Raw genomic sequence first — 24858 nt, 5'->3', positions numbered from 1 at the left:
GACGAGCGAAGAGCCCGCCTCCCAACGGTTTCCGGGAGGCGGGCTCTTCGCCTGTCCACACGCGAACGAAAAGCCCGCCTCCGCTCCGGGAGGCGGGCTTTCTCGTGCGGCGCAGGAGGAACATTCGGTGTGGGAGCCGGGGCGCGCGTCGGGGCAAAGACCGGGGGGAACGCGCGCCCCGGCACAGATGGCGTTCCTGGAAGGGAACAGGAACGTCACCCGAGTGTGGCGCCTCCGTCGAGCACCTGGACGGTGCCCGTCAGGTACGACGACTCGTCGGAGGCGAGGAACAGGGCGAGGTTGCCCACGTCCCGGGGTGTGCCGAAGCGGCCGAGCGGGATGCCGGCGAGCTGGACGCGCTCGCGTTCCTCCCGGTCCGGCGCGGTGGCGAGCATCCGCTGGATGGCCGCCGTGGCGATGGTGCCGGGGCAGATCGCGTTGGCGCGCACACCGCGGCTCGCGTAGTCGCCCGCGATGGCCTGGGTCATGCGCGCGACGGCGGCCTTGGCGGCGCCGTAGACGCCGAACCCCGTCTTGTGCACCACCACGCCCGCCGAGGCGATCGTGACGACCGAGCCGCCGTCCCGCATCAGCGGCACGAAGGCGCGGCAGGTGTCGAAGACGCTGCGGGCGTTGAGGACGAACATGCGGTCCCAGTAGTCCTCGTCCGCGTCGAGCACGGGCGGGTACTGGGTGAGCGTGCCGCCCGCGTTGCACACCAGGACGTCGACGCCGCCCCACTCGCGGTCGATCCGCTCCGCGAGCGCGGCGATGCCGGGCCGGTCGGTGACGTCGAGGCGCGCCGCCTCCAGCCTGCCCGGCACGCCGGGGCCGGCGGGGGCGACGGCCGAGGGGTCGAGGTCGGCGGCCAGCACCGTGGCGCCCTCCTCCAGGAACCGGCGGGTGATGCCCTCGCCGATCCCGGCGGCGGCGCCGGTGACGACCGCCCTCTTCCCCGCGAGCCTGCCCGCCACGGTCAGTGACCCCTGGCTTCGATGCCGAGGTCCTGGGGAACCCAGGACTCCCAGGCGATGCGGCCCCAGTCGAGGTGCCAGCCGACCTGCGTGTACCAGGCGCCGGTGATCTTGGTGGGGGCCAGCTCGCCGACGGCCGACAGCGCGGTCTTGGGCAGCTCCAGCTGGCCGCGTCCGCCGTAGATCCAGTCGAGCCGGAACGAGCCGCCGGTCTCGTGGTGGATGACCTGCTTGAGGGTCGCCCGCCCCTTCTCCGGCATGACGATCTTGCGGACCGCCAGGTAGCCGCCCTTGAGCGGGAGGTCCTTGGCCGTGGCGTGGGAGTCGATCGTGACACCGGCGGACATCAGCGTCTGGCCGCGCCGCACGATCTCCGAGTACGCGAAGTTGCCGGTCTCCTCGACCTCGCGGTGGTCGCACATCAGCTTCGGGCGGCCCGACACCTCGCGGCCCGCGAGCATCGGCTCGTCGGCGGAGGTCCAGATGTACGGGATGTAGTTGGCGACGATGTCGTCCAGCCGCGCCTGGAGGATGATCGCGCCCTCCAGGAAGTTCAGCGAGGTGGGCGTCTGGCGGTTCGCGCCGATGAACGCGAGCGCCCTCGTGCCGGGCTCCCACACGAGCGGGGCGGGAATCGCCTCGGCCATCGCCTGCTCGTCGGCCTCGAACTCGACGAGGATCATCCGGCTGCGCTCCATCGGGTGCGCCGGCGCGGTGTAGGGCGACGAGTTGAACGGCGCGCTCCACCCTTCGGGGCGGCCATGGGGTGCGTCGACCGGCTCGAGGTCGTCGCTGAACGGGGTGATTGACATGGACATTACGCACTCCTTGACGTCTGCGCTGCCGGTTTCATCCTCCGTCGCCGCCCTCTACGTCCCGTCTACACAGGACGGTCGGCGGTGCTCACGAGGACCTCAGTGCAAGTTCACGCCGCCGTCGACGTTGATGGTCTGTCCCGTGATGAACGAGCTGGCGTCCGAGGCGAGGAACACGACCGCCCCGACGAGGTCCGCGGGCAGCTCCGGCCGGGGGATGCAGCGCGCCGCGATGGCGGCCTGGTGGCCGGGGAGCTCCTCGGCGGGCGGGTCGTTCACCGGCCGCACGTCGACGAAGCCGGGGTGCACCACGTTGACGCGGATGCCGCGGGCGCCGAGCTCTCTCGCCGCCGCCTTGGTGAACGCGTTCACGCCGCCCTTGCTGGAGATGTAGGGCGCGAGGTTGCGCGCTCCGTTGAGCACGGTGCTCGACCCGATGTTGACGACGCTGCCGCCCTGCCTGGCAAGCCACGGCAGGGTTTCCCGCACCATCAGGGCGGGACCGAGGACGTTCACCTTGAGGGTGGTCATCCAGTCGTCGACCGAGAACGTCTCAAGTGGACGGCGGTGCGCCTCCGAGAGGAACGCCGCGTTGTTCACGACGACGTCGATGCGGCCCCACCGTTCCGCCACCGCGGCGACGCAGTCCCGCACCGAGTCCTCTTCGGACACGTCGAGCGCGAACCCGTCCACGACACCGGCATCAGGGTCGATGTCCGCTGCCACGGCACGGGCTCTGCCGACGTCGAGGTCCGCCACCGCGACGTGCGCGCCGGCCTCGACCAGGCCGCGGGAGAAGGCCCTGCCGAGCCCGCCCGCGCCACCGGTCACGATCACCGTCCTGCCCGCCAGCGGCGGGGAGAGGCGGTCAGCTGAGTTGGTCATCCTGTTGTCCGTCCTGCTTGTCCTCGCCCTGCCGGCGCGAGCGCCACTCGGCGATCCGCCGGGAGCGCTTGGCCGCGCGCAGGGCCGCCTGGTTGAGCCTCTGGTGCCGCACCCGCGGGTCGGCGGCGAACATCAGCAGGTCCGCGGCGAAGTAGGCGAGCATCGCCATCGTCGCGACGACGACCACGAAGCCCTGCGCCACCGGGAGGTCCGAGCGCAGGACGCCCTCGACACCCCACTGGCCGAGGCCCTGCCAGTTGAAGACGCGCTCGATGATGGCGGCGCCACCGAACAGGTGGGCCAGCACGAGGCCGCTGACCGCGATGGTCGGCAGCAGTGACGCCCGCATCGCGAGCACGATGACGGTGGGCTTGCCGATGCCCAGCGAGCGCGCGTAGTCCGACGACTTGCCGTCGAGCACCTCGCGCAGCGTCGCGCTGATCGTGCGGGCGAAGATCACGCAGTTGCTCAGCCCGAGGGCGAGCACGGGCAGCACCATCATCTCCACGCCGCCGGAGACCGCCTTGGCGTTGCCCTCCAGCAGGCCGTCGACGACCATCGACCCGGTCACCGTCTCCGGCGGCAGGATGCCCAGCGGCAGCTGCCCGACCGGGGCGGGCACCAGGCCCAGCAGGTAGAAGAACACCAGCGAGCCGACGATGCCGAGCACGAAGTCGGGGATCGCCTGCAGCATCGACACGACGCCGTCGGTCACCCGGCTCACGGGCCCCTTCGCCGTGGCGATCACGACGGCCAGCAGCACGCCGATCAGCCACGCGACCGCGAAGCCCAGCAGCACCAGCAGCACCGTGGGCAGCACGCGCTTGCCGAGGTCGTCGAGCACCGGTGTGCTGGTGTAGTACGACGCGCCCATCGACCCGGAGAACACGTCGCCGACGTAGTCGAGGTACCGCGCGAAGAGGCTCTGGTCGAGCCCCAGCTCGGTGTTGAGGCGCGCCACCTCCTCCTCGGTCGCGAACGCGCCGAGGAGCGACCGCACGGGGTCGCTCGGGACCAGGTTGACGAAGAAGAAGCTCATCGTCAGCACGACGAAGGCCGCGAACGGGATGAAGACCAGCCTGCCGAGCACGTACCGCAGGCTGCTCACCCGTGCGCCCTTCGGCGCCGCCTTCCCGGCAGGTCCGGCCGGCGCGGCCGCGTCCGCCTCAGCCGGCGGGGTGGTCTCCCGCTCGGCGTCCCGCACTGTGCTCATCTCGGCTCCTGACATCCGCTTCGATCGCTGGGGCCCTGCCGTGGACGGTCAGGTGACCGGGCGGAAGTCCATCGCTCCGCCGTGGCTGATCCAGACCAGCGCGCCGCCCGGTGCGCGCGGCGGCGACTGGGGCGTCCCCGGCGGCTTGCACACGTAGCTGCCGGGCCCGCTGGTCTCGGTGTCGGTCTCGATCGTGCCGGTCAGCACCAGGCACTCCTCGAACGTGCTGTGCGCGTGCCTGCCGTGCGGGCTCACCCAGCCGGGCTCGAACCGCACGAGCAGGCTGCAGTCGCCGCGACCGACCTGCCAGCGCAGCGGCAGCCGGGCGAGCCCCGCGCCGCCGTTCCCGCCGGCGACCTCGACCCAGCTCCGCTCGCGCGGGTCGATCTCCAGCTCGTCCATCGGCTCGGCGGTGGCGGGCAGGGTGCGCCGCAGCAGCACCGCCGGCTCGGCGGCGGACACGGCGAGCGAGCCCGACGCCCTGACCGTCCGGTAGGCGTGTTCCGGCCACGAGGTGCCGGACCTGTCGCACAACCGCCCCGACACCAGGAAGTACTCGGCGTCGTAGCCCGGCACCCCGAGCTCCGCCACGGTGTTCGCGGGCAGCGACCACAGCATCGTGGTGCACCCGGACTCCGGGTCCTGGGTCAGCACCCTCGGTCCCTCGACGCCCTCGGCGTCGGCGAGCGCCCGCGGCAACGACACGTACGGCCTCATCGTCTGCACCCCCTGGCCGGCCGGGGATCGGCCGGATCTGACTCGACATCCGGATGTGGCTGGCCACCGCCTGGAGTCGGTGACGACTCGGCTCTGGTGGCGATGACCGTAGGACCGGCGGCTCTACGCGGTCTCTACAACGCGGTCTCCACGACGCGAGCGCCGGAGACGCGGCCCCGCCCGTTGGCGGACGGGCGGGACCGCGTCGCGCGCCCGTGACTCCCGCAGAACGGGCACGTTCTCAGTGCTGCTTCGACAAGTGCTGTCCGTAACGCCCCGCCCAGCTCGCGACTCTCTTTCGTGTTTCCCGTCGGGAACGCGGGGGCCCCGCGTTCCCTCCAGTGATACGCGGGGCCCCCGCGTCCTATAGCCACGTCACGCAGAGGAGGCGGTGAACACTGGCGGATGACACGCGGGCGGGCGGGGAAGGGAGAGGAAGGGAGCGCGGGACAGGACCGCCAGGGCAGTGCTCAGTGCGGGGTGACCCGCACGGGGAGGTGCTCCCAGCCGCGCAGCCAGTTGGAGTCGAGCTTGACGGGCTCCCCCACCAGCTCCACCGACTTCACCCGCCGCACGAAGGCGCTCAGCACGGCCGTCACCTCGGCGCGGGCGAGCATCTGCCCCACGCAGGCGTGCACGCCCTTGCCGAAGGTCAGGTGGCCGTTGGCACGCCGGGTGATGTCGAACCGGTCGGGGTCCTCCCAGCGGCGCGGGTCGTGGTTCGCGGCGTTGACGCACACGAGGACCTTCTGGCCCGCGCCGAGCGTGACACCGCCGAGCTCCACCTCGGTCGCGGTCGTCCTGCCGAGCAACGGGCCGGGGGTGGCCCAGCGCAGCGCCTCCTCGTAGGCGTTGCGCGCCCGTCCCGGCTCGGACTGCAACAGCGCCCACTGGTCCGGGTTCGTCATGAGCGCGTGGAGGGTGAGCCCCATGCTGTACATGGTGGTGTCGACTCCGGCGCCGACGAACGTGCGCACCAGCAGCGCGGCCTCCTGCTCGGTGACCGTGCCCTCGTCGGCGGCCGCGTAGATCCGCATGCCGATGCCGTCGGGGTCCAGGTTCTCGCGCAGCACGGCGGTGGCGGCGTAGTCCACGGCGGCCTGGGCGCGTTCGGCGGCGCGCCGGTAGCGCTCGTTGCGCGGGCCCATCGCCTGGAAGTTCAGCTCCGAGTACGGCAGCAGGTTCTCCCGGCCCTCCGGGCTCATGCCGACGATCTCCGGCACCACCGCGAGCGGGTACGCCTGGGCGAGGTCCTGGGCAGCGTCGAACTCCCGGCGCTCCACCAGCTCGTCCACCATCTGGGCGGCGCGTTCCTCGAAGTGCTCCTGCAAGGTGCGCACCATGACGGGCGACAGCACCGAGGCGATGACCGAGCGGTACTTGGTGTGGTCCGGCGGGTCGGCGTCGAGGACGGGGCTGGGCGCGCGCCAGTTCTCCTTCTTGCGCGTGTCCAGCAGGCCGGTGCCCGCGGTGTTGGTGAAGGATTGCCAGTCCGTGACGACCTGCTCACCCTCCGCGTGCCGTCCTGTCGCCCACACCCCGTAGCGGGACAACCACACGACGGGAGCGGTCTCGCGCACGGTGGTGTCGAAGTGCTCGCGCTCGTGGATGGTCTCGTCGGAGAACGGGTCGAGGTCGAGCTCGACCGCTCCCGTGCTGGCAGTCTGCGGCATCCGTCCTCCTGACGGCCGATGGGATCGATCCACTGTGGTCAGTACTGGCGTTCGGGCAGGTCCAGGACGGCACCGTCCACGTCGGCCGCGGGGACCTGGCAGGCCAGCCTGCTCGCGTCCGTGCGCGGCACCGCCGTGTAGCCGAGGGTCTGCTCCTCGGCGAACTCCGGCGGGTCCAGGCGCGCGAGGTGCTCCTCCGGCACGAACACGTGGCACGTGCCGCACGAGGCCGAACCGCCGCACTCGCCGACGATGCCGTCGACGCCCGCGCGGACCGCGGTGTCCATCACGGACTCCCCGTGCTCCGGTTCGAGCTCGATCACGTTGCCGTCTGCGGATCTCAAGCGGAACATCACGGAGCCCCTCACTACCCCCGGCGACTGTGCGTACAGCACCGGTCACTCTGCTGAACGGCGTAATCTGTCGTTACGCCGATGTGACCCAAGCATCGCGGCGACCGATCTACATTCGGTCGACAGGTGTGGCCGACCAGCCGCACCACCACCGCCGCACGGCTGCGCACCATCCGCCGCCGCCGCGCCGAGCCCTCATCCCGGGCGCACCGAGAAGATCGCGAACACTGCCGATCCGGCTGATGTGCATGGAGGGGCGTTGCGAAGAACCACATATCCGCAAGCAGAAGTGACGTTCGGTCACGAGGTACGGGCAGGCCGGTGGGACGCGGTGGTGTTCCCCAGGCTCCCGCGCGTGGACCCGGCGCTGGCGTCGGCGCGGATCGTGGCCGTGGAAGCCCCCTCGGGCTACGGGAAGACCACGTTCGCCAAGGAGTTCACGCCGGAACACCAAGGCTCACCCTGGGTCTGGTACCGGCTGCGACAGGCCGACCACGTTCCGTCGACGTTCCTGCGGAACGTGTTCCACGCCTTGGCACGGAGGCACCCGGAACTGACGGGTGTGACGTTCCCGTTGGGGGACGAGGCGAATCTCGACCAGCTCGCCGACCTCGCACGCGCGGCCCTCGCGCGCGTGCGGGAGCCGGTGCACCTCGTGCTCGACGGGATGCACGTGCTGGGACCGTCCGGCAGCATGACGACCCTGCTGGAGGTGCTGGCGTTCCCCGCCCGCACGCAGAGCCGGCTGGTGTGCCTGTCCCGCTTCCTGATCGACCTGCCGTGGACGGCCGAGTCCTCGCACGACCGGTTCGTCCTCATCGGACCCGACGACCTCGCGTTCACGCCCGAGGAGACGCAGCAGGTGCTCGCGGCCAACGACCGGCGCGTGAGCCGCCGGGTCGCCGTCGAGCTCACCGCCGACCTCGACGGGTGGCCGTCCGCGATCCAGGAGATCGCCGCCTCCCGCCGCCCGATCCACGTCGCGTTGCGGCGCCTGCTCGAACACCGCGCGCCCGTGCTGCTCGGCACGAAGCTGATGGAGGACCCGGAGCTCGCGGACTTCGTCCAGCGCACCTCGTTGATGCGCGAGCTGGAACCCGCGGTGTGCGCGCACGCGTTCGGCCCCGCCGCCGGTGCCCTGCTGGTCTCCGCGCCGCGCGTCAACTCGTTCGTCCTGCCCGTGGGCAGGCAGGGTGTGCGCGTCCGCTACCACCGGGCGCTCGCGATCGTGCTCGCCGACATGCTGCGCGCCAGGGTCGGTGTCGAGGGTGTGCGGGACGCGCACCGCACCATCGCGCAGGCGTGGCGGCGTGAGGGTGACGAGGCCGAGGCCGTGCACCACCTGATCCAGGCGGGCGACTGGTCCGAGGTCGCGGACGCGCTGCGGGAACGCGCGCCGCGGATGGTGGAGCAGGGCCGGATCAGCGAGGTCGGCGAGTGGCTCGCGGGCCTGCCCGAGTCGCAGCTGCGGGACAACCCGGCGCTGTCGCACATCGAGGGCATCGTCGACATGCACAGCGGCTACCTCACCGAGGCACGTGCCGCCTTCCTGCGCGCACGGGAGAGCTACGCGCGCGAGGGCAAGGCCGCCGAGGCGTCGCTGTCGGCCTACTGGCTCGCCAGCTCGACGCTCAACCAGCCGATCCGGCCGCGATCGGACCACCCGGTCGCCCCGATCGACCCGCACGACCAGTGGCAGCCGTTCGTCGACCTGTGCGTCTGGCAGTCGTTGCTGCTCGCGAACCGCGACGAGGAAGCCGAGCGCATGCGGCGCCGGGCGACCGAACACCCGCAGGCGCAGTCCAACCTCCCGTTCACGGCCTACCACGCGGCGGTCGACGCGGTGTACGGGCGACGGTGCGACGGCGACCTCACCGGCGCGCTGAACCAGTTGCAGGTGTCTGCGCGGCTGATGGAGCGCAGCGACCCGCTGAGCCGCCTCCCCGTGGTCCTCGCCTACGGGGCGCTGGTGCTGTGGGACCTCGGCCGGCCCGACGAGTGCCGCGAGTGGGTGGAACGGGGCCGTGAGGCCGCCTCCGAACGCGGCATGACCAAGTTCAACGCCGGGTGGTTCGACCTGCTGCAGGCGCGGCTCGACCTGCGCGAGGGCCGGGCGGAGCAGGCACGCGCCCTGCTCGGCACGCTGCGGCGGCACCAGGCCGACGGGATGTTCATCTGGCGGGCGCACCAGCTCGACCTGCTCGCGGCGGAGATCGAGCTGGCCTGCGCCGGGCGGGACGCCGACCTGCGGCTCGTGGAGACCGCCCACGAGTCGGCGCTGGCGTTCGGCTACCGGCACGAGATCACCTGGACCCGTGCCGAGCTGGCCGACGCGCTCGCCGCCGCCGGGCACCGCGACGAGGCCGCCCGTTTCGCCGCGCTGGCGCTGGAGGACTGCGAGAAGTCCAACCGGCACCTGGCGACGCGGGCACGCCGGCACGTCTCCGCTCCCCCGCCCGCTCCCGCCGAGCCGGCCGCGCCGGTGGCCCCGAGGCTGGACGTCTCGGTGCTCGGCGGGTTCACGGTGATGCGCGACGGGACGCCGATGCCCACGGCGGCGTGGGGAAGACGAAGAGCCAGGCAGCTTTTCAAGCTGCTGCTCGTGACGGGACGCCCGCTGCACGTCGAGGAGATCACCGACCTGCTGTGGTCGCAGGAGAAGACCGCGGAGGCCGCGCAACGGGGCCTCAACACCGCGGTGTACTGGCTGCGCCGCGCGCTGGAACCCGATCTCGGCCGCGGCGTCGACTCGCGGTACGTGGTCTCGAACTCCTCGACGTACCAACTGGTCCTGCCTCCGGGTGACACGTGCGACCTGGTCCGGTTGCGCCAGGTGTGCGAGGGAGCCGAGGCGACGCGCGAGGAGCTCTCCGCGCTCTTCGACGCCTCCTGCCGGGAGCTTCTCCCCTCCGACCGGTACGAGCCGTGGGTCGAGTCCGCCGCGCACGAGCTGGTGCGGCACCGGCAACGCGTCGGCGCACGGTTGCTCGACCTCACCAGGAGATCGGACGATCCCGAGGAGGAGCTCCGGGTCATGGAACGGTGTTTCGACGCCGACCCGTGGCGGACCGAGCTCGCCCGTGACCTCATGCGCCGCTACAACGAACTGGGCCGCCACGAGGCTGCCCGGCTCGTCTACAACCGGATGCGGTCCGCCGAGCAGTAACCGTTTTTCCCGTGGCGGGCCGGTCGAAACCTCGACCGGCCCGCTTTCTCGTGCCCGGCGCCGTGTTTCGCGTCGGCTGGGAACGCGGGGTTTCACCCGCACGGAAACGACTCCCGGCGATTGTCGCGGCGTTCGCCGTCTTCCTAGCCTCGCTCATGCCCACCGTCCGGTGCGAGTGAGAGCACCGGACGTCGAGCGCAGGAGGACCCGTGGCTGACGTCGATCCCACCGTGGACTCGCCCGACGTGATCGTGGTGGGCGCAGGCCCCGTCGGTCTCGTCGCGGCACTGAAACTCGCCCGTGCGGGCCGGAGGGTCACCGTGCTGGAAGCCGGTGCCGAGCTGTCCGGCGAGTCGCGCGCGTCCACGTTCCACCCGTCCACTCTGGAGCTGCTGGAGGAGCTGGACGTCGCGGCCGAGCTGGTCCGCACCGGACTGGTCGCGCCGCTCTACCAGTACCGCAGGCTGGGCGCCGGTGTCATCGCCGAGTTCGACCTCGCGGCACTGGCCGGGGAGACGGCGTTCCCCTACCGGCTGCAGAACGAGCAGAACAACCTGACCCGCATCATCGCCGAACGCCTGCGCGAGTTCCCGCACGCGCGCATCGTCTACGGCTCACCGGTCGTCAAGGTCGAGGACGCGGGCGACCGCGCCCTCGTGTTCGTCGAGGGCGACGGCCGGGCGGCCAGCTGGACGAGCCCGTGGGTGATCGCGGCCGACGGCGCCAGCTCGGTCGTGCGCAAGTCGCTCGGCATCGCCTTCGACGGCATCACGCTGCCCGAGCGGTTCCTGGTGATCTCCACCCGGTACGCGCTGGAGGACGAGATCCCCGGCCTGGCCTGGGTGAGCTACCTGTCGGACCCGGTCGACTGGGGCGTGCTGCTGCGCACGCCGCGGCACTGGCGGGTGCTGGTGCCGGTCGGCGACGAGGAGTCCGACGAGGCCGCCGTCGCGCCCGCACGGGTGCAGGAACGCCTGAAGCGGCTGGTGCCCAAGGACTCCGACTACGAGATCGACCACGCGTCGCTGTACCAGGTGCACCAGCGGGTGGCGTCCACCTTCGAACGGGGCCGGGTGCTGATCGCGGGCGACGCCGCCCACGTCAACAACCCGCTCGGCGGACTCGGCATGAACAGCGGCATCCACGACGCCGTCGCCGCGGTCGACGCGGTGCTGGCCGCGCTGGACGGCGCGGACGCACGGCGGTGCGCCGAGGCGTACTCGCTGGTGCGGCGGGAAGAGGCGATGCAGGTCGTCCAGCGCGCCGCGCAGGCGAACTACGACCGGATGCAGGAACGCGACCCCGTCAAGCAGAAGGCTCAGGACGACCGGCTCGCCGCGACGGCGGACGACCCGGAGGCCACCAGGAACTCGTTGCGCCGCAGCTCGTTGATGACGTCGCTCGCGACGAGCACGCGGGAGCTGCGCCGACTCACCGACGCCGCCCGGCGCTCCCCCGCGTCACCGGGCAGACGGCTGTCCGAGCTGCTGACGCGGGGCCCGGTCGTGGCTCCCGGCTGTCACGACGCGCTGTCGGCATTGCTGGCGCGGCAGGCGGGGCACCAAGCCGTGTTCCTCTCCGGTGCCGCGCTGAGCATCGCCACGCTGGGGCTGCCCGACCGCGGCTTCCTCGGCCTCACCGACCTCGCCGCCCAGGTCGCCCGCATCACCTCCGCCGCGGCCGTCCCGGTCGTCGTCGACGCCGACACCGGCTTCGGCGGCGCCGAGCAGGCCGCCGAGACGGTCATCGCCCTGGAACGGGCCGGTGCCGCCGCGATCCAGCTGGAGGACCAGGTCTCGCCGAAGCGGTGCGGGCACCTGCCCGGCAAGGAGATCGAGACCACCGAGGCGATGGTGGCCAAGCTGGCCGCCGCCCGGCGCGTGCGCCGCGACGCCCTGCTGATCGCCCGCACCGACGCGCTCGGCGTCCTGGGCCTGCCCGCCGCGATCGACCGCGCCAAGGCGTACGCGGAGGCCGGGGCGGACCTCGTGTTCGTGCTGGGCGTCAAGGACGCCGAGACGTTGCGCGAGGTGCACCGGAACCTGCCGGGCGTCGCACTGGTGCTCGGCCGCAGCGAGGCCGACGAGCACGACGTCGTGCTGCCGCCGCGGGCCACGCTCGCCGACTGCGGCGTGGAGCTGGTGATCCAGCCCGTGTCCGCCCTGCTCGCCGCGGCCGCGGGCCTGCGGGACGCCTACGCGGCCACCGACGCCGACCGCGGGCCGGTCTCCGTCGAGCGCACCCCGTGGACCGAACTGACCGCACTTGTGGAGGAGTGACCCATGCCCAACATCGTGTCCCCCCGAGCCCTGATGGGGCTGATCGTGCCGTCGACCAACACCACGGTCGAGGCGGAGTACAACCGGATGACGCCGCCGGGGGTCTCCTGGCACGCGGGCCGCATCTGGATCCGCAACGAGGACCTGGCCGACGACGCGTCGTTCGAGCAGTTCCTCGTCGAGCTGCGCGAGGAGCTCGGCCGCGCGCTGCGGGACGTCATGACGTGCCGTCCCGACCGCATCGTGATGGGCATGTCCGCCGAGACCTTCTGGGGCGGCAAGGAGGGCAACGCCCAGTTCGAGGCGTTCGTGAAGGAGCGCTGCGACGGGCTGCCCGTCACCACCGGCGCCGGCGCGTGCCACGAGGCGCTCACCAAGGTCGGTGCCCGCAAGATCGGCATCATCACCCCGTACCAGCCCGTCGGCGACGAGCAGGTCCGGCTCTTCTTCGAGGAGCTCGGCTACGAGGTGCACGCGGTGCAGGGCCTCGCCTGCACGTCCGCCACCAACATCGCCGACGTCCCGGCCGAGGACGTCCGCAAGGCGTTCCTGGACGTCAACTCCTCCGATGTGGACGCACTGGTGCAGGCGGGCACGAACCTGCCGGCCGTCGAGGTGGCCGCACGGCTGGAGACCGAGATCGGCAAGCCGGTCATCGCGATCAACGCCGCCACCGCGTGGCACGCCCTGCGCACCGCGGGCATCGACGACCAGCTCACCGGGCACGGATCGCTGCTCGAACGCTTCTGAACCACCAGGCCGTGTCCCGCTCTTGTGGCGGGACACGGCCTTTCACACCGAGGAGGTCTCGGCGATGTCCGAGTCGAAGTTCCTGCACATCGGCGCTCTCACGTTGCGCGAGGACGTCACCGACGAGCAGAGGGCGGCCGTGGTCGACGGCCTCACCGGCCTGCGCTCCAGCATTCCGAGCCTGCGGTCGATCGAGGTGCACCAGGACCTCGGCCTGCGCGACGGGAACGCCGACCTGGTCTTCGTCGCCGCGTTCGACGACGAGCAGGGGTGGCGCGAGTACTCCGCGCACGAGGCGCACCTCGCCCTGGTGAAGGAAGTTCTGGCCCCCGTGCTGGCGGCCAAGGTGTTCGTCCAGGCCCAGTCCTGAGCGCGGACATGCCACAGCCCGGCCGGTCCTGCTCCGAGCCGGCCGGGCTGGTTCCCGCTCCTGTCCTGGCGGAAGCCTTCGCCGGGAGCGGAAATCCTTGGCGTGAAAGGGGTTCAGGCGGTGAAACGACTGGCGGAGGACTGCCGCTCGATCTCCCTGGCCGCGTTGATCAGCAGCCGCAGGATGTGGCCGCGGCGCATCGAGTCGGTGCGGTCGAGCGGGGCGGCCAGGCCGAGGACGCCCGCCACCCTGCCGTACCGCCGCACGGGAGCGGCCACTCCCCACACGCCGGCGTCGATCTCCTCGAAGCTCTCCGCGAAACCCGCGAGCGCCACGGCGTCCAGCGAGGCCGTCGACAACGGGCCGTGCCGCAGCGTGGCCAGGTCGTGACCGGTCCGCTCCAGGTAGGCCGCGCGTTCGCGGACCGGGAGGTCGGCGAGCAGCACCCGGCCGAGCGCGCCGCGGTGCAGCGGCATCGGCCTGCCCTCGCCGAACCGCATCCGCACCGGGCTGCGGGACTCCAGCTTGCGCACCGCGAGGACGTGGTCGCCGCTGCGCACCGCCAGCAGCACGTTCTCGTCGACGGCCTCGCGCAGGCGTGCCATCACGGGCAGCGCGACGTCGGAGATGACGTCCCGGCGGACCCGCGCGGCCTCGCCGAGCATCTCGACCTTCGACGTGAGCCGGTAGCCGCGCCTGCTGCCCGCCAGGAGGCCCATCTGCTTGAGCAGCCCGACGTGCCGGTAGGCCGTCGCCGTCGACAGCCGCAGCTCCGCGGCGATCTCCGCGACGCTCCACAGAGGACGTTCGGGGGTGAAGCAGAGCAGCACCGACAGCGTCTTGCGGCCGGTCTCGTTGCCTCTGGTCTCGATCAGTTCCATCGGTTCTCTCCTCACCAGGTCAGTGCCGCGGCGAGCAGCTCGCGGGTGTAGGGGTGGCTGGGCTGTTCGAGCACCTGGGCCGCCTCCCCCAGCTCGACCATGTCCCCGCTCGACATCACCGCGATGGTGTCGCTCACGGCCGCGGCGACCGTGAGGTCGTGGGTGATGAAGAGCCAGCCGACCGAGGAGCCCTCCGCGAGCTCACCCAGCAGCGCCACGATCTCCGCCTGCACCGACACGTCCAGCGCGGAGGTGGGTTCGTCGAGCACGAGCAGGGCGGGGTCGTTGACCAGGGCGCGGGCGATGGCCACGCGCTGCGCCTCGCCACCGCTGAGCATCCGCGGCGAGCGGTTCAGGTAATCCGTCGACAGGCCGACCGTGGTGATCGCCTCGGCGACCCGGTCGGCGACCTCCGAGCGGGACAGGTCGCGGCGGTGGATGTGCAGCGGCTCCGCCAGGACCGACGAGATCCGCGACCGCGGGTTGAGCGACTCGACGGGCTCCTGGAAGACCGCGCCCATCCGGCCTCGCACGGCCAGCAGGTCCTTGCGCGACATGCCCCGCGACATCGGGGTGCCGAGCACCGACACGGTCCCGGAGTCCGCGTACTCGACCCCCATGACGAGCCGGGCGATGGTGGACTTGCCGCTGCCCGACTCGCCGATGAGGCCGAGGCGGTGCCCCGCCGGCACCGACAACGACGGGCCCTTGAGCGCGTGCACCGCGCCTTCCGGCCTGGTGTAGGTCTTGCGCACCTCGTCGAGGCGAATCAGCTCGGGTTCCTCACGCATCGCAGCTCCTCCGCGCCCGGTGTCCGCCGTCCAGCTCCTGCCAGCCGGGAAGTCCTTGCTCGCACACCGTTCCCGCGCCGTGCCCGCACGCGTCGAAGAACGGGCAGCGGGCCGCCACGCTCTCCTCGGTCAGCCGCCGCTTCACCCGCGTGGCGGGACGGCTGGAGTCGGCGCGGCGCGCGGTCGACGCGGACAGCAGCGAACGGGTGTAGGGGTGGGACGGCGCGTCGAAGATCGCGGCCGACGGGCCGAACTCGACCATGACCGCGCCGTACATGACGGCGACGTGGTCGCAGAAGTAACGCGCGACACCGAGGTCGTGGGTGATGACGATGGCCGCGGCCTGGCGGGCGCGCACCGTCTCCGACAGCACGGTCAGCACCTGCCGCTGCACGCGCACGTCCAGTGCGGAGGTCGGTTCGTCCGCCACCAGCACCGACGGCGACATCGCCTGGGACAGGCCGATCACGACGCGTTGCGCCAGACCGCCGCTCAGCTCGTGCGGGTACGACCGCAGCACACGGGCGGCGTCCGCGATGCCCGCGGCCTCCAGTGCCGCGACACCCCGAGAGGTCCACTCGTCCTTCGGCACGCTGTGCGCGCGGAAAAGAGACGCGAACTGCTTGCTGACGCGGCGGGTGGGGTGCAGGGCGCCGACGGTCGCCTGCGGCACCAGGCTGAGCGCGGTGCCGCGCAACGGGCGGCGTGCCCGCTCCGGCATGCCGACGAGCTCGTGCTCCTCGCCGTCGTGGCGCAGGACGACCGACCCGGTCGACTCGGCGTTACCCGGCAGCAGCTGCATGATCCCGGCGGCGGCGCTGGACTTGCCGGAGCCCGACTCGCCGACCACGGCGATGATCTCGCCCGGCTGGGCGCTCACGGTGAAGCCCGAGGTGCCGACGACCGTGCTGTGCCCGGTCTGGTAGTGCACGGTGAGGTCCGAGACCTCCAGCAGTGGTGCGGTCATCACGCGCTCACCTTCTGGTCGGCCGCGGCCTGACCGCTCGGCGCGCCCGCCTTGGAGATGCTGCGCGAGATCATGTTGAACACCAGCACGGTCAGGCAGATCGCGAGGCTGGGGAAGACGACCATCCACCAGCGGCCGTCGCCGAGCTTGTCGGCGCCCTCGCGGATGAACGCGCCCCAGCTCGGCTCGGGCGGCGCGGAGCCGATGCCGAGGTAGCCGAGCGACGCGATCGCCATGATGCCGAAGCCGATCGACAGCGACGCCTGGGCCAGCACGACGTTCGAGACGTTCGGCACGATGTGCCGCAGCGCGACCCTCCAGCGGGAGGCGCCCATCACCTCGGCGGCGAGGACGTACCGCTCGGTGCGCACCACCAGGGCGCTGCCGCGGACGATGCGCAGGAAGATCGGGAAGTTGATGACGGCGATCGCGGCGGTGAGCCAGAAGTTGACGCTGTCGCCCTCGGCGAGTGCGACGACGACGATGGCCACCAGGATCACCGGGAAGCTCTGGAACAGGTCCACCAGGCGCATGAAGCCCTCCTGGACGGGAGAGTGCCCGGAGAGGGCGATGCCCGCCGCGGTGCCGGCCAGCAGTCCGGCCAGCACCCCGGCGAAGGCGATCGGCAGCGTCGACAGCGAGGCCGCGACGACACCGGAGAACACGTCCACACCGGACTCCGTCGTGCCGAACCAGAAGTCCCCGCCGGGGGCCTGGTTGGCCGAGGAGAGCGCAGGAGAACGAGGATCGTGCGGCAGCGGCCCGAACGCCGCCCACAGCAGCACGAACGCGACGACCGCGCTGCCCACGGCCCAGCCCGGCACCGATCTGCGCGCACCGATCCTCATGAGTCCTCCTAGAGCGGGTGTGGCGGGTGGGTCAGGCGCAGGGCTTGAGCTTGCCGGCGCTGACCGCCATGTACGGGTAGGTCCCGAAACCGCAGATCCCCTTGTTGGCGACGTAGGCGTCCGACTCGTCGACCAGCGGGACCGAGTACATCTGCTCGTTGAACAGCTCCACGGCCTTGGCGGAGAGCGCGTCGCGCTCCGCGCCCACGGGGGCCTTCGAGGCAGCCGCGATCGCGGCGTCCAGCTCGGGAGACCCGTGCTTGGTGTAGTTCTGCGTGGTGGTGGTGACGTGGTAGGTCGACATGCCGTAGGCGATGTCGGCGATCGCGGCACCCTCACTGCTGAGGTAGGCGCCGTACTGGCGGTTGCTCAGCGCGGCCTGGAACTCGGCGTGGTTCGCGACCTCGCGGACGCTGACCTCGATCTTGAGCGGGCTCAGCATCTCCCGCAGCGACACCGCCAGCGTGGCCGGGTCGATGCGCTTGATCGACTGCTTGCTCGTCGCGATCTCCAGCTGGAAGCCGTCCTTGAACTCCGACTTCGCCATCAGGTCCTGGGCGGCCTTGAGGTCGAAGTCGTAGTTGTCGGACTTGACGTTCGTGAGACCCGGCGTCGCGGACGAGACGGGGCCCTTCGCCGGCTTCGCCACACCGTTGTAGACCAGCGAGGCGAGCTTGTCCCTGTCGATCGCCTTGGAGATCGCCTTGCGCACGTTCGGGTCCTTGAGGGCGGGAACGTTGGTCTCGTTGAGCTGCAGCACGTTCTGCACGTTCGTGACCGAGACCGTCGAGTGCAGGTTCGGGTCGTCCTTCAGCTCGGCGTAGGAGCTGTTGGGCACCGAGGACGCCCACTGCACCGTGCCTGCCTTGACGAGCTGGGTGACCTGCTGGGTGGCGGTCGCGAGCAGCGTCACGGTCTTGAACGCGGGCGCGCCCTCCCAGTACTTCTCGTTGGCCTGCAGCACCATCTGCTCGCCGGGACGGAAGTTCTTGATGTCGTACGGCCCGAAGCTCGCGGAGTTGGTGCGGGTGAAGTCGGTCGCCCACTTGTCCTCGGCGGTGGCGTTCTTCTCCACCAGCTCCTTGTCGAGGACCATCATGTACGGGAAGATCGCCGCCAGCAGGCCCATCGGGGTGTTGGACCCGTTGAGCCGCACGGTCTTGTCGTCGATCTTGGTGACCGGGTTCGCCATGTCCATCCCGGACACGGTCATGACGAACGTGCCGATCGGGTCCTTGGTGGCGACCATGCGCTCGTAGGTGAAGATCACGTCGTCGGCGTCGAGCTTGTTGCCGGCACTCGACTCGTTGTCGCGCAACGTGTAGACGATGCCCTCGGGGGTGCGTTCGAACTTCTCCGCGAGACCGGGGCTGTTCTTCTCCGGGTCGTTGATCTGCGAGTCACCCGCCGGCTGCTCGGCGTAGTTCAGCAGGGTCTCCCCGTACTGGATGCTCATCGTCTGCGTGACCGTCGGGTCCGAGGTCGGGATGAGGCTCTGGGGGATCACCGGGGTGCCCATCATCAGGCTCTCCGTGGAGACCCCTCCGGTGTCACTCTCGGCAGCACCACCGCAACCCGCCGCCAGCACCACTGTGGCGAGAACGGCGGCGACGGCTTTGGTCCGACGCATGTATCCTCCATCCGGCACGCCTGGGGTGCGTGCTCGCAACAAGGTTCAAGCTGTCCAACCGAGTGGCCCGTGGGCTGCCTCGGCGCGATCCGCGAGATGGTCAGATCTCGCGCGCGATCTTGTGGCCCTGGTACATCGCCTGGGCGATGCGGCGCGGCTGCACGCAGTCACCGATGCGGTGCACCTCGGGCAGGCGGTCCAGCACGGCGAAGTAGAGGTCCTCGTCGGGGACCTTGCCGCCGAGCACGACGACCGCGTCGACGTCCTCGATCACCGACTCCTCACCCGTCGCGGTCTGCAGGAACCGCACGGTGCGGCCCTCGACGGCGGTGGGCAGGCTCGTCGTGCTGATCGACGTACCGCCGCGCAGCACCCTGCCCAGCGAGGAGGCGAACTCCAGCGACGGGACGAGTCCGGGCGCGAACTGCGGGAACGGCGTCACGACGTGCAGCTCGACACCGAGGGCCGCGAGCTTCTCGGCCACGGCGGCACCCTCGTGCCTGCCGTCGCCGTCGAGGACGACGACCCGGCCGGAGATGGGCCGCTCGCCGGACATGACGTCCCACGACGTGTACAGGTCGGCCGTGTCGAACCCGGGCAGGTGCGGCAGGTCCGGGCGCCACTCGGCGAACGCGTCGCGCACGCGCGGCTTGGACCCGGTCGCCACGATCGTCACGTCGGCACCGGCCTCGACGAGGTCGTCGGCCGTGAGCCGGACGCCCAGGTGCACCTTGACGCCGTGCACCCGCAGCTGGTTCTTGAGGTTCTCGACGATGTTGCCGAACTCGGCGCGGTCGGGGGCCTTGGCGTGCCAGCGCACCTGGCCACCCAGCTCGCCGGCGGCCTCGTACAGCTCGACGTCGTGGCCCCGCGCGGCGGCGATCCAGGCGGCCTCCATGCCGGCCGGTCCGCCACCGACGACGATCACCCGCTTGGCCTTCTCCGCACGCCGCAGCCGCGACATCGCGAGCGTCAGCTCCCGGCCGGTGGCGGGGTTCTGGATGCAGGCGATCGGGCGGCCCGACGCGACGCGGGCGAAGCACTCCTGGTTGCAGGAGACGCAGTAGCGGACCTCGTCCGCGCGGCCCTGCTTGGTCTTGTTGATGATCTCCGGGTCGGCGACGTGCGCCCGCATCATGCCGACCATGTCCGCCTGGCCCTTGGCCAGCACGTCCTCGGCGACCTTGGGGTCGACGACGCGTCCGATGAGGAACGTCGGCGTGCCCGGCACCTCCGCGCGGAACTGGGCGGCCATGTCGCGCAGGTGCGCGGCCGGCTGCTGGTCCGCGGTCGGGATGGACCGCTGGTAGCTGTAGGGCGGGCGACCGGCGGACAGGTCGAAGAAGTCGACACCGGCGGCCTGGATCGCCTTGGCCACCTCGATGGTGCCCTCCAAGTCGAGGCCGCCCGGCGCGAACTCGTGCAGGCTGATGCGCACACCCACCGGGAAGCCGTGCGGCACGGCACCGCGCACGGCCTCCAGCGCCTCCAGCATGAAGCGCATCCGGTTCTCGAACGACCCGCCGTACTCGTCGGTGCGGAAGTTCGACAGCGGCGAGAAGAACTGGGCGGGCAGGTGCCCGTGCGCCGCGTGGATCTCGATGCCGTCGAAGCCGCCCTCGACGGCGTTGCGGGCGCACCGCGCGTAGTACTCGATCACCTCGGCGATCTCGTCGCGCTCCATCGCCTTCGGCGTCTCCCGGCCGGGGTGGCCGAACGGTGACGGCGCCATCGCGGCACCGGGAGCGTCGAAGACGGCCGGGTCGTGGATCGTGCCGGCGTGGTCGAGCTGCGCGAAGATGCTCGCCCCGTGGGCGTGCACGGCGTCGGTCAGCTTGCGGAAACCCGCCACCGCCTGGTCCGGCCAGCCGTGCAGCCACTTGACCGGAAGACCCGCGGCGCTCGGGTGGATCTCCAGCTCCTCCGGGATGATCAGGCCGATGCCGCCGCGGGCGCGCTCCGCGTAGTACGCGACGTGCCGGTCGGTGACGATGCCGTCGTTGGAGAACATCAGCGTCGCCGACGACATGAACACGCGGTTGCGGATCTGGTGCTGCCCGACCGTCACCGGTGTGAAGAGGTGCTCGAACGTCACGGTCTTCCTCCCGTCGAACTCTGGCGGAATCCTCCGCGCGAGTCCTCTACAGCAGCTCTACGAAAGTGGTTTCGGGTTTACGGCCGGACCACCGGCGCACCGGGACGCGGCGACGGCCTGCGCTCCCAGCCGATGTCCTCCAGGCGGTCGGAGAACGTCTCCTCGAACGCGGACACGAACGAGCCGACCGTCCACTGCGGCCGGACGAGCTCCGGCTCCCCCAGACGGGGGTGGGTGATGATCCGCAACGAGCGGCCGTCGAACCGGAGCGTCTGCCCCGTCATGGGCACGGAAAGATCGCTGAGCAACCACGTCACCAGCGGCGCGACCCGGTTCGGGTCGTCGTTCAGCGCGGAGCCGCCGGGACCGGTGAAGCCCTGTGGTGTCATGCCCGTCACGGCGATCGGGCTGACGCTGTTGACGCGCACGCCGGTGTCCGCGCAGTCCAGCGCCCACGCGTAGGTCGCCGACGCCACCGCGCCCTTGCACGCCGCGTACGTCGCCCTGCCGGTCACGCCGAGGGACACGCCGGACCCGATGTTGACCACGGAACCGCTGCCCCGCGGCGTCATCAGCGCGAGCGCCTTGGCTCCGCACAGCAACGTGCCGAGCACGTTGACGGACACCGCTCGCTGCATCCGCGCCGGGTCTTCCTCCCACGGGTAGGCGCCGTAGCCGATCCCCGCGTTGTTGACGAGCCCGGTGAGCGGGCCGAGGTCGGACTCGATCCAGTCGAACAGCTCCTCCACGGCGTCCGCGTCGCTCACCGAGTGCGAGCTGGTGTGCGCCGCCCCGCCCGCCTTCCGGATCGATTCCGCGGTCGTCTCCGCGCCCTCCGCGTTGACGTCGTTGACGATCACGGTCGCCCCGGCGTCGGCCGCGTGCTCCGCGTACGCCCTGCCCAGCCCGGCACCAGCGCCGGTGACCACGACGACTTTCCCCGTCAGCACACCGTTCGGCATCCGCTTCTCCTCATCAGCCATGTCGTGCCCGCGCACCGCGTCCCGGTGAGCGGGAAAACCGAAGGGGGCGGCCACCGTGTCCGGTGGGCCGCCCCCTGCTCGTGCCTGTCTCAGGAAGGGAAGTTCCCCGCGCGGGCGAGCGCGCTGGGGAGCTTCTTGCCCAGCTTCTCCTCCAGCCACACGGCCGCCGCGACGGTCTCCTCCAGGTCGATCCCCGTCTCCTGGCCCATGCGGGCGAACAGGTACGCGAGGTCCTCCGTCGCCACGTTGCCGGTGGCGGCCGGCGCGAACGGGCAGCCGCCCGCACCGCCGATGCTGGAGTCCAGCACGAACACTCCACTTTGGACAGCGGCGACCGCGTTGGCGACCGCCGTGTTGCGGGTGTCGTGCAGGTGCAGCCGCAGCACCGCGTCGTCACCGATGATCTCGTGCGCCAGCGCGAGCTTCGCGGTGATGTCGGTCGGCACGGCGACGCCGATGGTGTCCGCGAGCGCGACCTCGTCGGCGCCGGCGGCGTGCACCTGCCGGAGCACCTCGCCGAGCCGGTCGAGCGACACCTCGCCCTCGAACGGGCAGCCGAAGGCGGCACCGATGGTGACGGTGGTGAACTTCCCCGCCTCCCGCGCCGCCGCGACGAGCGAGGACGCGGTCTCGCACGCCTCCTTGGTCGTGACGCCCTGGTTGCGGCCGCAGAACGTGTCCGTGGCCACGACCACGACGTTGACCTCGTCCACCTCGCCCTTGAGCGCGCGGTCGAGGCCCCGTCCGTTCATCACCAGCCCCGCGTAGCGGACGCCGTCGTACCGCGGCACGGCGGCCATCAGCTCGTCGGCGTCGGCCATCTGCGGCACGCGCGACGGGTTGACGAAACTCGTGACCTCGACCCGTTTCGCCCCCGAGCGAACGGCTCTTTCGACGAGCTCCACCTTGTCCGCCGTGCTGAGTACGGTCTTCTCGTTCTGCAGACCGTCCCGGGGGGACACTTCGACGATCTCGATGCTCATCGTTTCTCCGCCAGGTAGCGCAGCACGTGCGACTCGCCGACGACCTCGCCGCACTTCGCCTGGATGTCGAACAGGTTCGTCTCCTGGGTCTCGGGCGTGCGGTCGCCGACCGCCTCCCGCACCACCAGCGGCACGAACCCGTGCTGCAACGCGTCGAGCGCGCTCGCACGGACGCACCCGCTGGTGCTGACCCCGGCGATGACGACGGTGTCGACCCCGCGCGCCCGCAACGCGGACGCGAGAGGCGTCCCGAAGAAGGCGCTGGGGTACTGCTTCACCACGACCTGCTCGCCGTCGGCCGGCTCGACCTCCGGCATGAACTCGCCGAGCGGGCCACCGCCGTCGAACAGCAGCCGCAGCGCCGGGACCTTGCGGACGAACAGGCCGCCGTCCACGCCGTCCTTGGCGTAGGCGACCCTGGTGTGCACGACCGGGACCCCGTGCCAGCGCGCGGCCGCGAGGACCCGGGAAGCCGAGTCCAGGCAGTCGCGCGACGGCAGCAACAACGGGCTGCCCTCGGTGAAGTAGGCCCGCATCAGGTCGATCAGGACCAGAGCGGGACTACCTCCTCCCGTCAGCGTCCCGTCGAACGGGTCGTCCGAAGTGGACATGTCACTCACGACACGACGGGCTTGAGCGGAGCCGGCAGACCGGTCTCCTCCAGCGCCCGTTCCAGGATCGTGGCCAGCTCGGGGCCGCGGTCGAACGTGGGCAGCGGACCGCGCGTGGACCGGACCTCCTCGCGCAGCTTCTCGGTGGCCTCGGTGTCGACCACGCCGTCCTCGTCGCAGACGACGCCGTAGCGGCGCGCGCCCTGCGCGGTGACGAGGCCGCGGCGGACCTCCAGCGCGACGAGCTCCGGGTCACGGGCGAGCGGGTCGCCCCAGCCGCCACCACCCCACGTGACGAAGTGCAGGAGGTCGCCCCGCTGCACCGGCACGTCGTGCACCTTGCTGCCCAGCACCTCGGTGGTGCCGTCGGCGCGCTCGATCCACTTGCGGCTGCGGGCACCCGGCTCGCCGCCGTTGACGCCCCACGGGTAGGTGAGCCAGCGGTCGTCGTGGATCGCGATCGTGCCCGGCTCCAGGAAGCGGTAGGCGACGTCCACGGCGTTGCCGCCGCGGTGCACACCCGCGCCACCGGTGTCGGCGACGGTCTCCCAGCGCTCGACGCGCAGCGGGTAGTACGACTCCAGGTACTCGCACGGGATGTTGACGAACGACGGCCACAGCGAGTGCCCGTCCGGCCCGTCACCGAGCGGACGGCCGGGGATGCCGCCGAACCCGATGGAGTACAGCTGGAACCACTCGCCCTTGCGGTCGCCCTCGCTGTAGTTGCCCGAGTACATGAAGTGCGGCGACGACGAGAAGCCCGCGGCGTTGAGCAGGTCGGGGTTCGTCTGGCCGAGCAGTCCGCCGAAGAGGTCGAACACGCGGCCGATGCCGTGGTTGCGCGCGTTGAGCGCGGCCGGGTACTTGGGCTTCCAGAACGACTCCTCCGGGATGATGACGTCCACCAGCGGGTAGAAGCCGTCGTTCCAGAGGATCTGCGGGTCCGCGACCGTGATCATGTAGATGCCGAAGAACATCCGCATGAGGTTCTCGTTGATGAAGTAGTTGATCGGGCCCTGGGCCTGCGGGCTCGACCCGCTGAAGTCCAGCGTGACCTTCTCACCGTTGCGGGTCAGGCTGAGCTTGAGCTCGTACGGGCCGTAGCCCAGGCCGTCGTCGCAGATGTAGTCGGTGAACGAGATGGTCTCGCCGTCCTTGAAGACGGCCTGCAGCAACACCTTCATCGCGCGGTAGTTGCGGTCGAGCAGCTGGTCCAGCGCCGAGTTGTAGGTGTGGATGCCGAACCGGGCGCACATCTCCTGCACGCGGCGCGCGGCCGTGCGGCACGCGGCGACGATGCCGTTGAGGTCGGCGCGGTTCCAGTCCGGCTTGCGCACCTGGTTGAGGATGATGCGCAGCGCGTCGTCGGCCAGCTCGCCCTTGCGGTAGAGCTTGAAGGGCGGGATGACCACGCCCTCCTCGAAGATGGTGCGCGCGTCGGTCGGCATGGACGCGGGCGTCTTGCCGCCGACGTCGGACATGTGGCCGAACATGGCCGACCAGCCGACGATCCGGCCCTCGAAGAAGATCGGGATGACGACCAGCCAGTCGTTGGCGTGGCTGATCGCGGCGCCGCACGAGTACGGGTCCGACGTCAGCAGGACGTCGCCCTCCTCGATGTCGCCGTCGAAGTTCTCCAGGAAGTCCGGGATGGACAGACCGAACTGGCCGACGACCATCTTGCCGTCGCGGTTGGCGATCAGCGGGAACTCGTCGTGCTGCTCGCGGATGCCGGGCGAGAGGGCCGTGCGGAACAGCACCTCGTCCATCTCGTAGCGGGCGTTGCGCAGCCCGTTCTCGACCAGGTCGAGGGTGACGACGTCGACGTCCACCTGCCGCAACGGTTCGGTCGCGGTTTCGATAAGCCGTGCCAT

Annotated in this window: 21 protein-coding genes; 4 read left to right on the top strand and 17 right to left on the bottom strand. The window is 71.2% G+C overall.

Going from position 1 to position 24858, the window contains the following annotated elements:
* Positions 1–215: 215 nt before the first annotated feature.
* The 7 genes from BLT23_RS40680 to BLT23_RS12650 all read right to left on the bottom strand — a co-directional run bounded on the left by BLT23_RS40680 (position 216) and on the right by BLT23_RS12650 (position 6630).
* Entirely contained in the window at positions 216–974 is a 759-nt protein-coding gene (locus BLT23_RS40680) for an SDR family NAD(P)-dependent oxidoreductase (RefSeq protein WP_176946715.1), read from the bottom strand.
* Between the two features lie 2 nt (positions 975–976).
* Positions 977–1792, bottom strand: a complete 816-nt coding sequence (locus tag BLT23_RS12675) for an acetoacetate decarboxylase family protein (protein WP_090048785.1) — start codon at positions 1790–1792, stop codon at positions 977–979.
* Between the two features lie 96 nt (positions 1793–1888).
* On the bottom strand, positions 1889–2674 hold the full coding sequence (locus BLT23_RS12670) for an SDR family NAD(P)-dependent oxidoreductase (protein WP_090048783.1): 786 nt from the start codon (positions 2672–2674) through the stop codon (positions 1889–1891).
* On the bottom strand, positions 2658–3887 hold the full coding sequence (locus tag BLT23_RS12665; protein WP_176946714.1) for an ABC transporter permease: 1230 nt from the start codon (positions 3885–3887) through the stop codon (positions 2658–2660). Before BLT23_RS12665 ends, BLT23_RS12670 begins: the two co-directional genes overlap by 17 nt.
* A gap of 48 nt (positions 3888–3935) precedes the next feature.
* Entirely contained in the window at positions 3936–4604 is a 669-nt protein-coding gene (locus tag BLT23_RS12660) for a cupin domain-containing protein (protein WP_143035915.1), read from the bottom strand.
* 470 nt (positions 4605–5074) lie between these two features.
* On the bottom strand, positions 5075–6277 hold the full coding sequence (locus BLT23_RS12655) for a cytochrome P450 (protein WP_090048778.1): 1203 nt from the start codon (positions 6275–6277) through the stop codon (positions 5075–5077).
* Positions 6278–6315: 38 nt separating this feature from the next.
* Positions 6316–6630 (bottom strand): 2Fe-2S iron-sulfur cluster-binding protein, encoded by a 315-nt coding sequence (locus tag BLT23_RS12650; protein WP_090048777.1) that lies wholly within the window; start codon positions 6628–6630, stop codon positions 6316–6318.
* A 289-nt stretch (positions 6631–6919) separates the two neighbouring features.
* On the opposite strand from BLT23_RS12650, the gene BLT23_RS12645 reads away from it, so the two are divergent.
* The 4 genes from BLT23_RS12645 to BLT23_RS12630 all read left to right on the top strand — a co-directional run bounded on the left by BLT23_RS12645 (position 6920) and on the right by BLT23_RS12630 (position 13195).
* Positions 6920–9796 carry an AfsR/SARP family transcriptional regulator gene (locus tag BLT23_RS12645; protein ID WP_143035914.1) on the top strand — a complete coding sequence of 959 codons (2877 nt, stop codon included), beginning with the start codon at positions 6920–6922 and terminating at the stop codon, positions 9794–9796.
* Between the two features lie 209 nt (positions 9797–10005).
* A complete protein-coding gene (locus tag BLT23_RS12640; protein WP_090048773.1) occupies positions 10006–12075 on the top strand; it encodes an FAD-dependent oxidoreductase in 2070 nt (689 codons plus the stop codon).
* A gap of 3 nt (positions 12076–12078) precedes the next feature.
* Positions 12079–12825: a maleate cis-trans isomerase family protein gene (locus tag BLT23_RS12635; protein ID WP_090048771.1), complete on the top strand. Its 747-nt coding sequence runs from the start codon at positions 12079–12081 to the stop codon at positions 12823–12825.
* Positions 12826–12889: 64 nt separating this feature from the next.
* The gene (locus BLT23_RS12630) at positions 12890–13195 is read left to right on the top strand and encodes a Dabb family protein (protein WP_090048769.1); all 306 of its coding nucleotides are present in this window, start codon (positions 12890–12892) and stop codon (positions 13193–13195) included.
* A 113-nt stretch (positions 13196–13308) separates the two neighbouring features.
* Here BLT23_RS12630 and BLT23_RS12625 read toward each other — a convergent pair whose 3' ends face one another.
* The 10 genes from BLT23_RS12625 to BLT23_RS12580 all read right to left on the bottom strand — a co-directional run bounded on the left by BLT23_RS12625 (position 13309) and on the right by BLT23_RS12580 (position 24858).
* A complete protein-coding gene (locus BLT23_RS12625) occupies positions 13309–14076 on the bottom strand; it encodes an IclR family transcriptional regulator (RefSeq protein WP_090048767.1) in 768 nt (255 codons plus the stop codon).
* Positions 14077–14087: 11 nt separating this feature from the next.
* On the bottom strand, positions 14088–14867 hold the full coding sequence (locus tag BLT23_RS12620; RefSeq protein ID WP_245743914.1) for an ABC transporter ATP-binding protein: 780 nt from the start codon (positions 14865–14867) through the stop codon (positions 14088–14090).
* Positions 14860–15834 carry an ABC transporter ATP-binding protein gene (locus BLT23_RS12615; RefSeq protein ID WP_090048766.1) on the bottom strand — a complete coding sequence of 325 codons (975 nt, stop codon included), beginning with the start codon at positions 15832–15834 and terminating at the stop codon, positions 14860–14862. Before BLT23_RS12615 ends, BLT23_RS12620 begins: the two co-directional genes overlap by 8 nt.
* The gene (locus tag BLT23_RS12610) at positions 15834–16682 is read right to left on the bottom strand and encodes an ABC transporter permease (protein ID WP_090048764.1); all 849 of its coding nucleotides are present in this window, start codon (positions 16680–16682) and stop codon (positions 15834–15836) included. Before BLT23_RS12610 ends, BLT23_RS12615 begins: the two co-directional genes overlap by 1 nt.
* Positions 16683–16713: 31 nt before the next feature.
* Complete coding sequence (locus tag BLT23_RS12605) at positions 16714–18312, bottom strand: ABC transporter substrate-binding protein (protein WP_090048762.1); 1599 nt, start codon at positions 18310–18312, stop codon at positions 16714–16716.
* 100 nt (positions 18313–18412) lie between these two features.
* Entirely contained in the window at positions 18413–20407 is a 1995-nt protein-coding gene (locus BLT23_RS12600; RefSeq protein WP_090048760.1) for an oxidoreductase, read from the bottom strand.
* A gap of 77 nt (positions 20408–20484) precedes the next feature.
* Positions 20485–21390: an SDR family NAD(P)-dependent oxidoreductase gene (locus BLT23_RS12595; RefSeq protein WP_090048758.1), complete on the bottom strand. Its 906-nt coding sequence runs from the start codon at positions 21388–21390 to the stop codon at positions 20485–20487.
* A gap of 89 nt (positions 21391–21479) precedes the next feature.
* Positions 21480–22373, bottom strand: a complete 894-nt coding sequence (locus BLT23_RS12590; protein WP_090048756.1) for a hydroxymethylglutaryl-CoA lyase — start codon at positions 22371–22373, stop codon at positions 21480–21482.
* Positions 22370–22984 (bottom strand): isochorismatase family protein, encoded by a 615-nt coding sequence (locus tag BLT23_RS12585; RefSeq protein WP_090048754.1) that lies wholly within the window; start codon positions 22982–22984, stop codon positions 22370–22372. Before BLT23_RS12585 ends, BLT23_RS12590 begins: the two co-directional genes overlap by 4 nt.
* 5 nt (positions 22985–22989) lie before the next feature.
* Entirely contained in the window at positions 22990–24858 is a 1869-nt protein-coding gene (locus tag BLT23_RS12580; RefSeq protein ID WP_090048752.1) for a hydantoinase B/oxoprolinase family protein, read from the bottom strand.

The organism is Lentzea fradiae, from assembly GCF_900100955.1.
GTDB classification, from domain to species: domain Bacteria; phylum Actinomycetota; class Actinomycetes; order Mycobacteriales; family Pseudonocardiaceae; genus Lentzea; species Lentzea fradiae.
This window is presented reverse-complemented; position numbering and strand designations above follow the sequence as displayed.

Excerpts from the sequence above, each read along its gene's own strand:
- BLT23_RS12675 (WP_090048785.1), bottom strand. The coding sequence starts at position 1,792 with ATGTCCATGTCAATCACCCCGTTCAGCGACGACCTCGAGCCGGTCGAC.
- BLT23_RS12670 (WP_090048783.1), bottom strand. The coding sequence starts at position 2,674 with ATGACCAACTCAGCTGACCGCCTCTCCCCGCCGCTGGCGGGCAGGACG.
- BLT23_RS12665 (WP_176946714.1), bottom strand. The coding sequence starts at position 3,887 with ATGAGCACAGTGCGGGACGCCGAGCGGGAGACCACCCCGCCGGCTGAG.
- BLT23_RS12660 (WP_143035915.1), bottom strand. The coding sequence starts at position 4,604 with ATGAGGCCGTACGTGTCGTTGCCGCGGGCGCTCGCCGACGCCGAGGGC.
- BLT23_RS12655 (WP_090048778.1), bottom strand. The coding sequence starts at position 6,277 with ATGCCGCAGACTGCCAGCACGGGAGCGGTCGAGCTCGACCTCGACCCG.
- BLT23_RS12650 (WP_090048777.1), bottom strand. The coding sequence starts at position 6,630 with ATGTTCCGCTTGAGATCCGCAGACGGCAACGTGATCGAGCTCGAACCG.
- BLT23_RS12635 (WP_090048771.1), top strand. The coding sequence starts at position 12,079 with ATGCCCAACATCGTGTCCCCCCGAGCCCTGATGGGGCTGATCGTGCCG.
- BLT23_RS12630 (WP_090048769.1), top strand. The coding sequence starts at position 12,890 with ATGTCCGAGTCGAAGTTCCTGCACATCGGCGCTCTCACGTTGCGCGAG.
- BLT23_RS12625 (WP_090048767.1), bottom strand. The coding sequence starts at position 14,076 with ATGGAACTGATCGAGACCAGAGGCAACGAGACCGGCCGCAAGACGCTG.
- BLT23_RS12620 (WP_245743914.1), bottom strand. The coding sequence starts at position 14,867 with ATGCGTGAGGAACCCGAGCTGATTCGCCTCGACGAGGTGCGCAAGACC.
- BLT23_RS12615 (WP_090048766.1), bottom strand. The coding sequence starts at position 15,834 with ATGACCGCACCACTGCTGGAGGTCTCGGACCTCACCGTGCACTACCAG.
- BLT23_RS12610 (WP_090048764.1), bottom strand. The coding sequence starts at position 16,682 with ATGAGGATCGGTGCGCGCAGATCGGTGCCGGGCTGGGCCGTGGGCAGC.
- BLT23_RS12605 (WP_090048762.1), bottom strand. The coding sequence starts at position 18,312 with ATGCGTCGGACCAAAGCCGTCGCCGCCGTTCTCGCCACAGTGGTGCTG.
- BLT23_RS12595 (WP_090048758.1), bottom strand. The coding sequence starts at position 21,390 with ATGGCTGATGAGGAGAAGCGGATGCCGAACGGTGTGCTGACGGGGAAA.
- BLT23_RS12590 (WP_090048756.1), bottom strand. The coding sequence starts at position 22,373 with ATGAGCATCGAGATCGTCGAAGTGTCCCCCCGGGACGGTCTGCAGAAC.
- BLT23_RS12585 (WP_090048754.1), bottom strand. The coding sequence starts at position 22,984 with ATGTCCACTTCGGACGACCCGTTCGACGGGACGCTGACGGGAGGAGGT.
- BLT23_RS12580 (WP_090048752.1), bottom strand. The coding sequence starts at position 24,858 with ATGGCACGGCTTATCGAAACCGCGACCGAACCGTTGCGGCAGGTGGAC.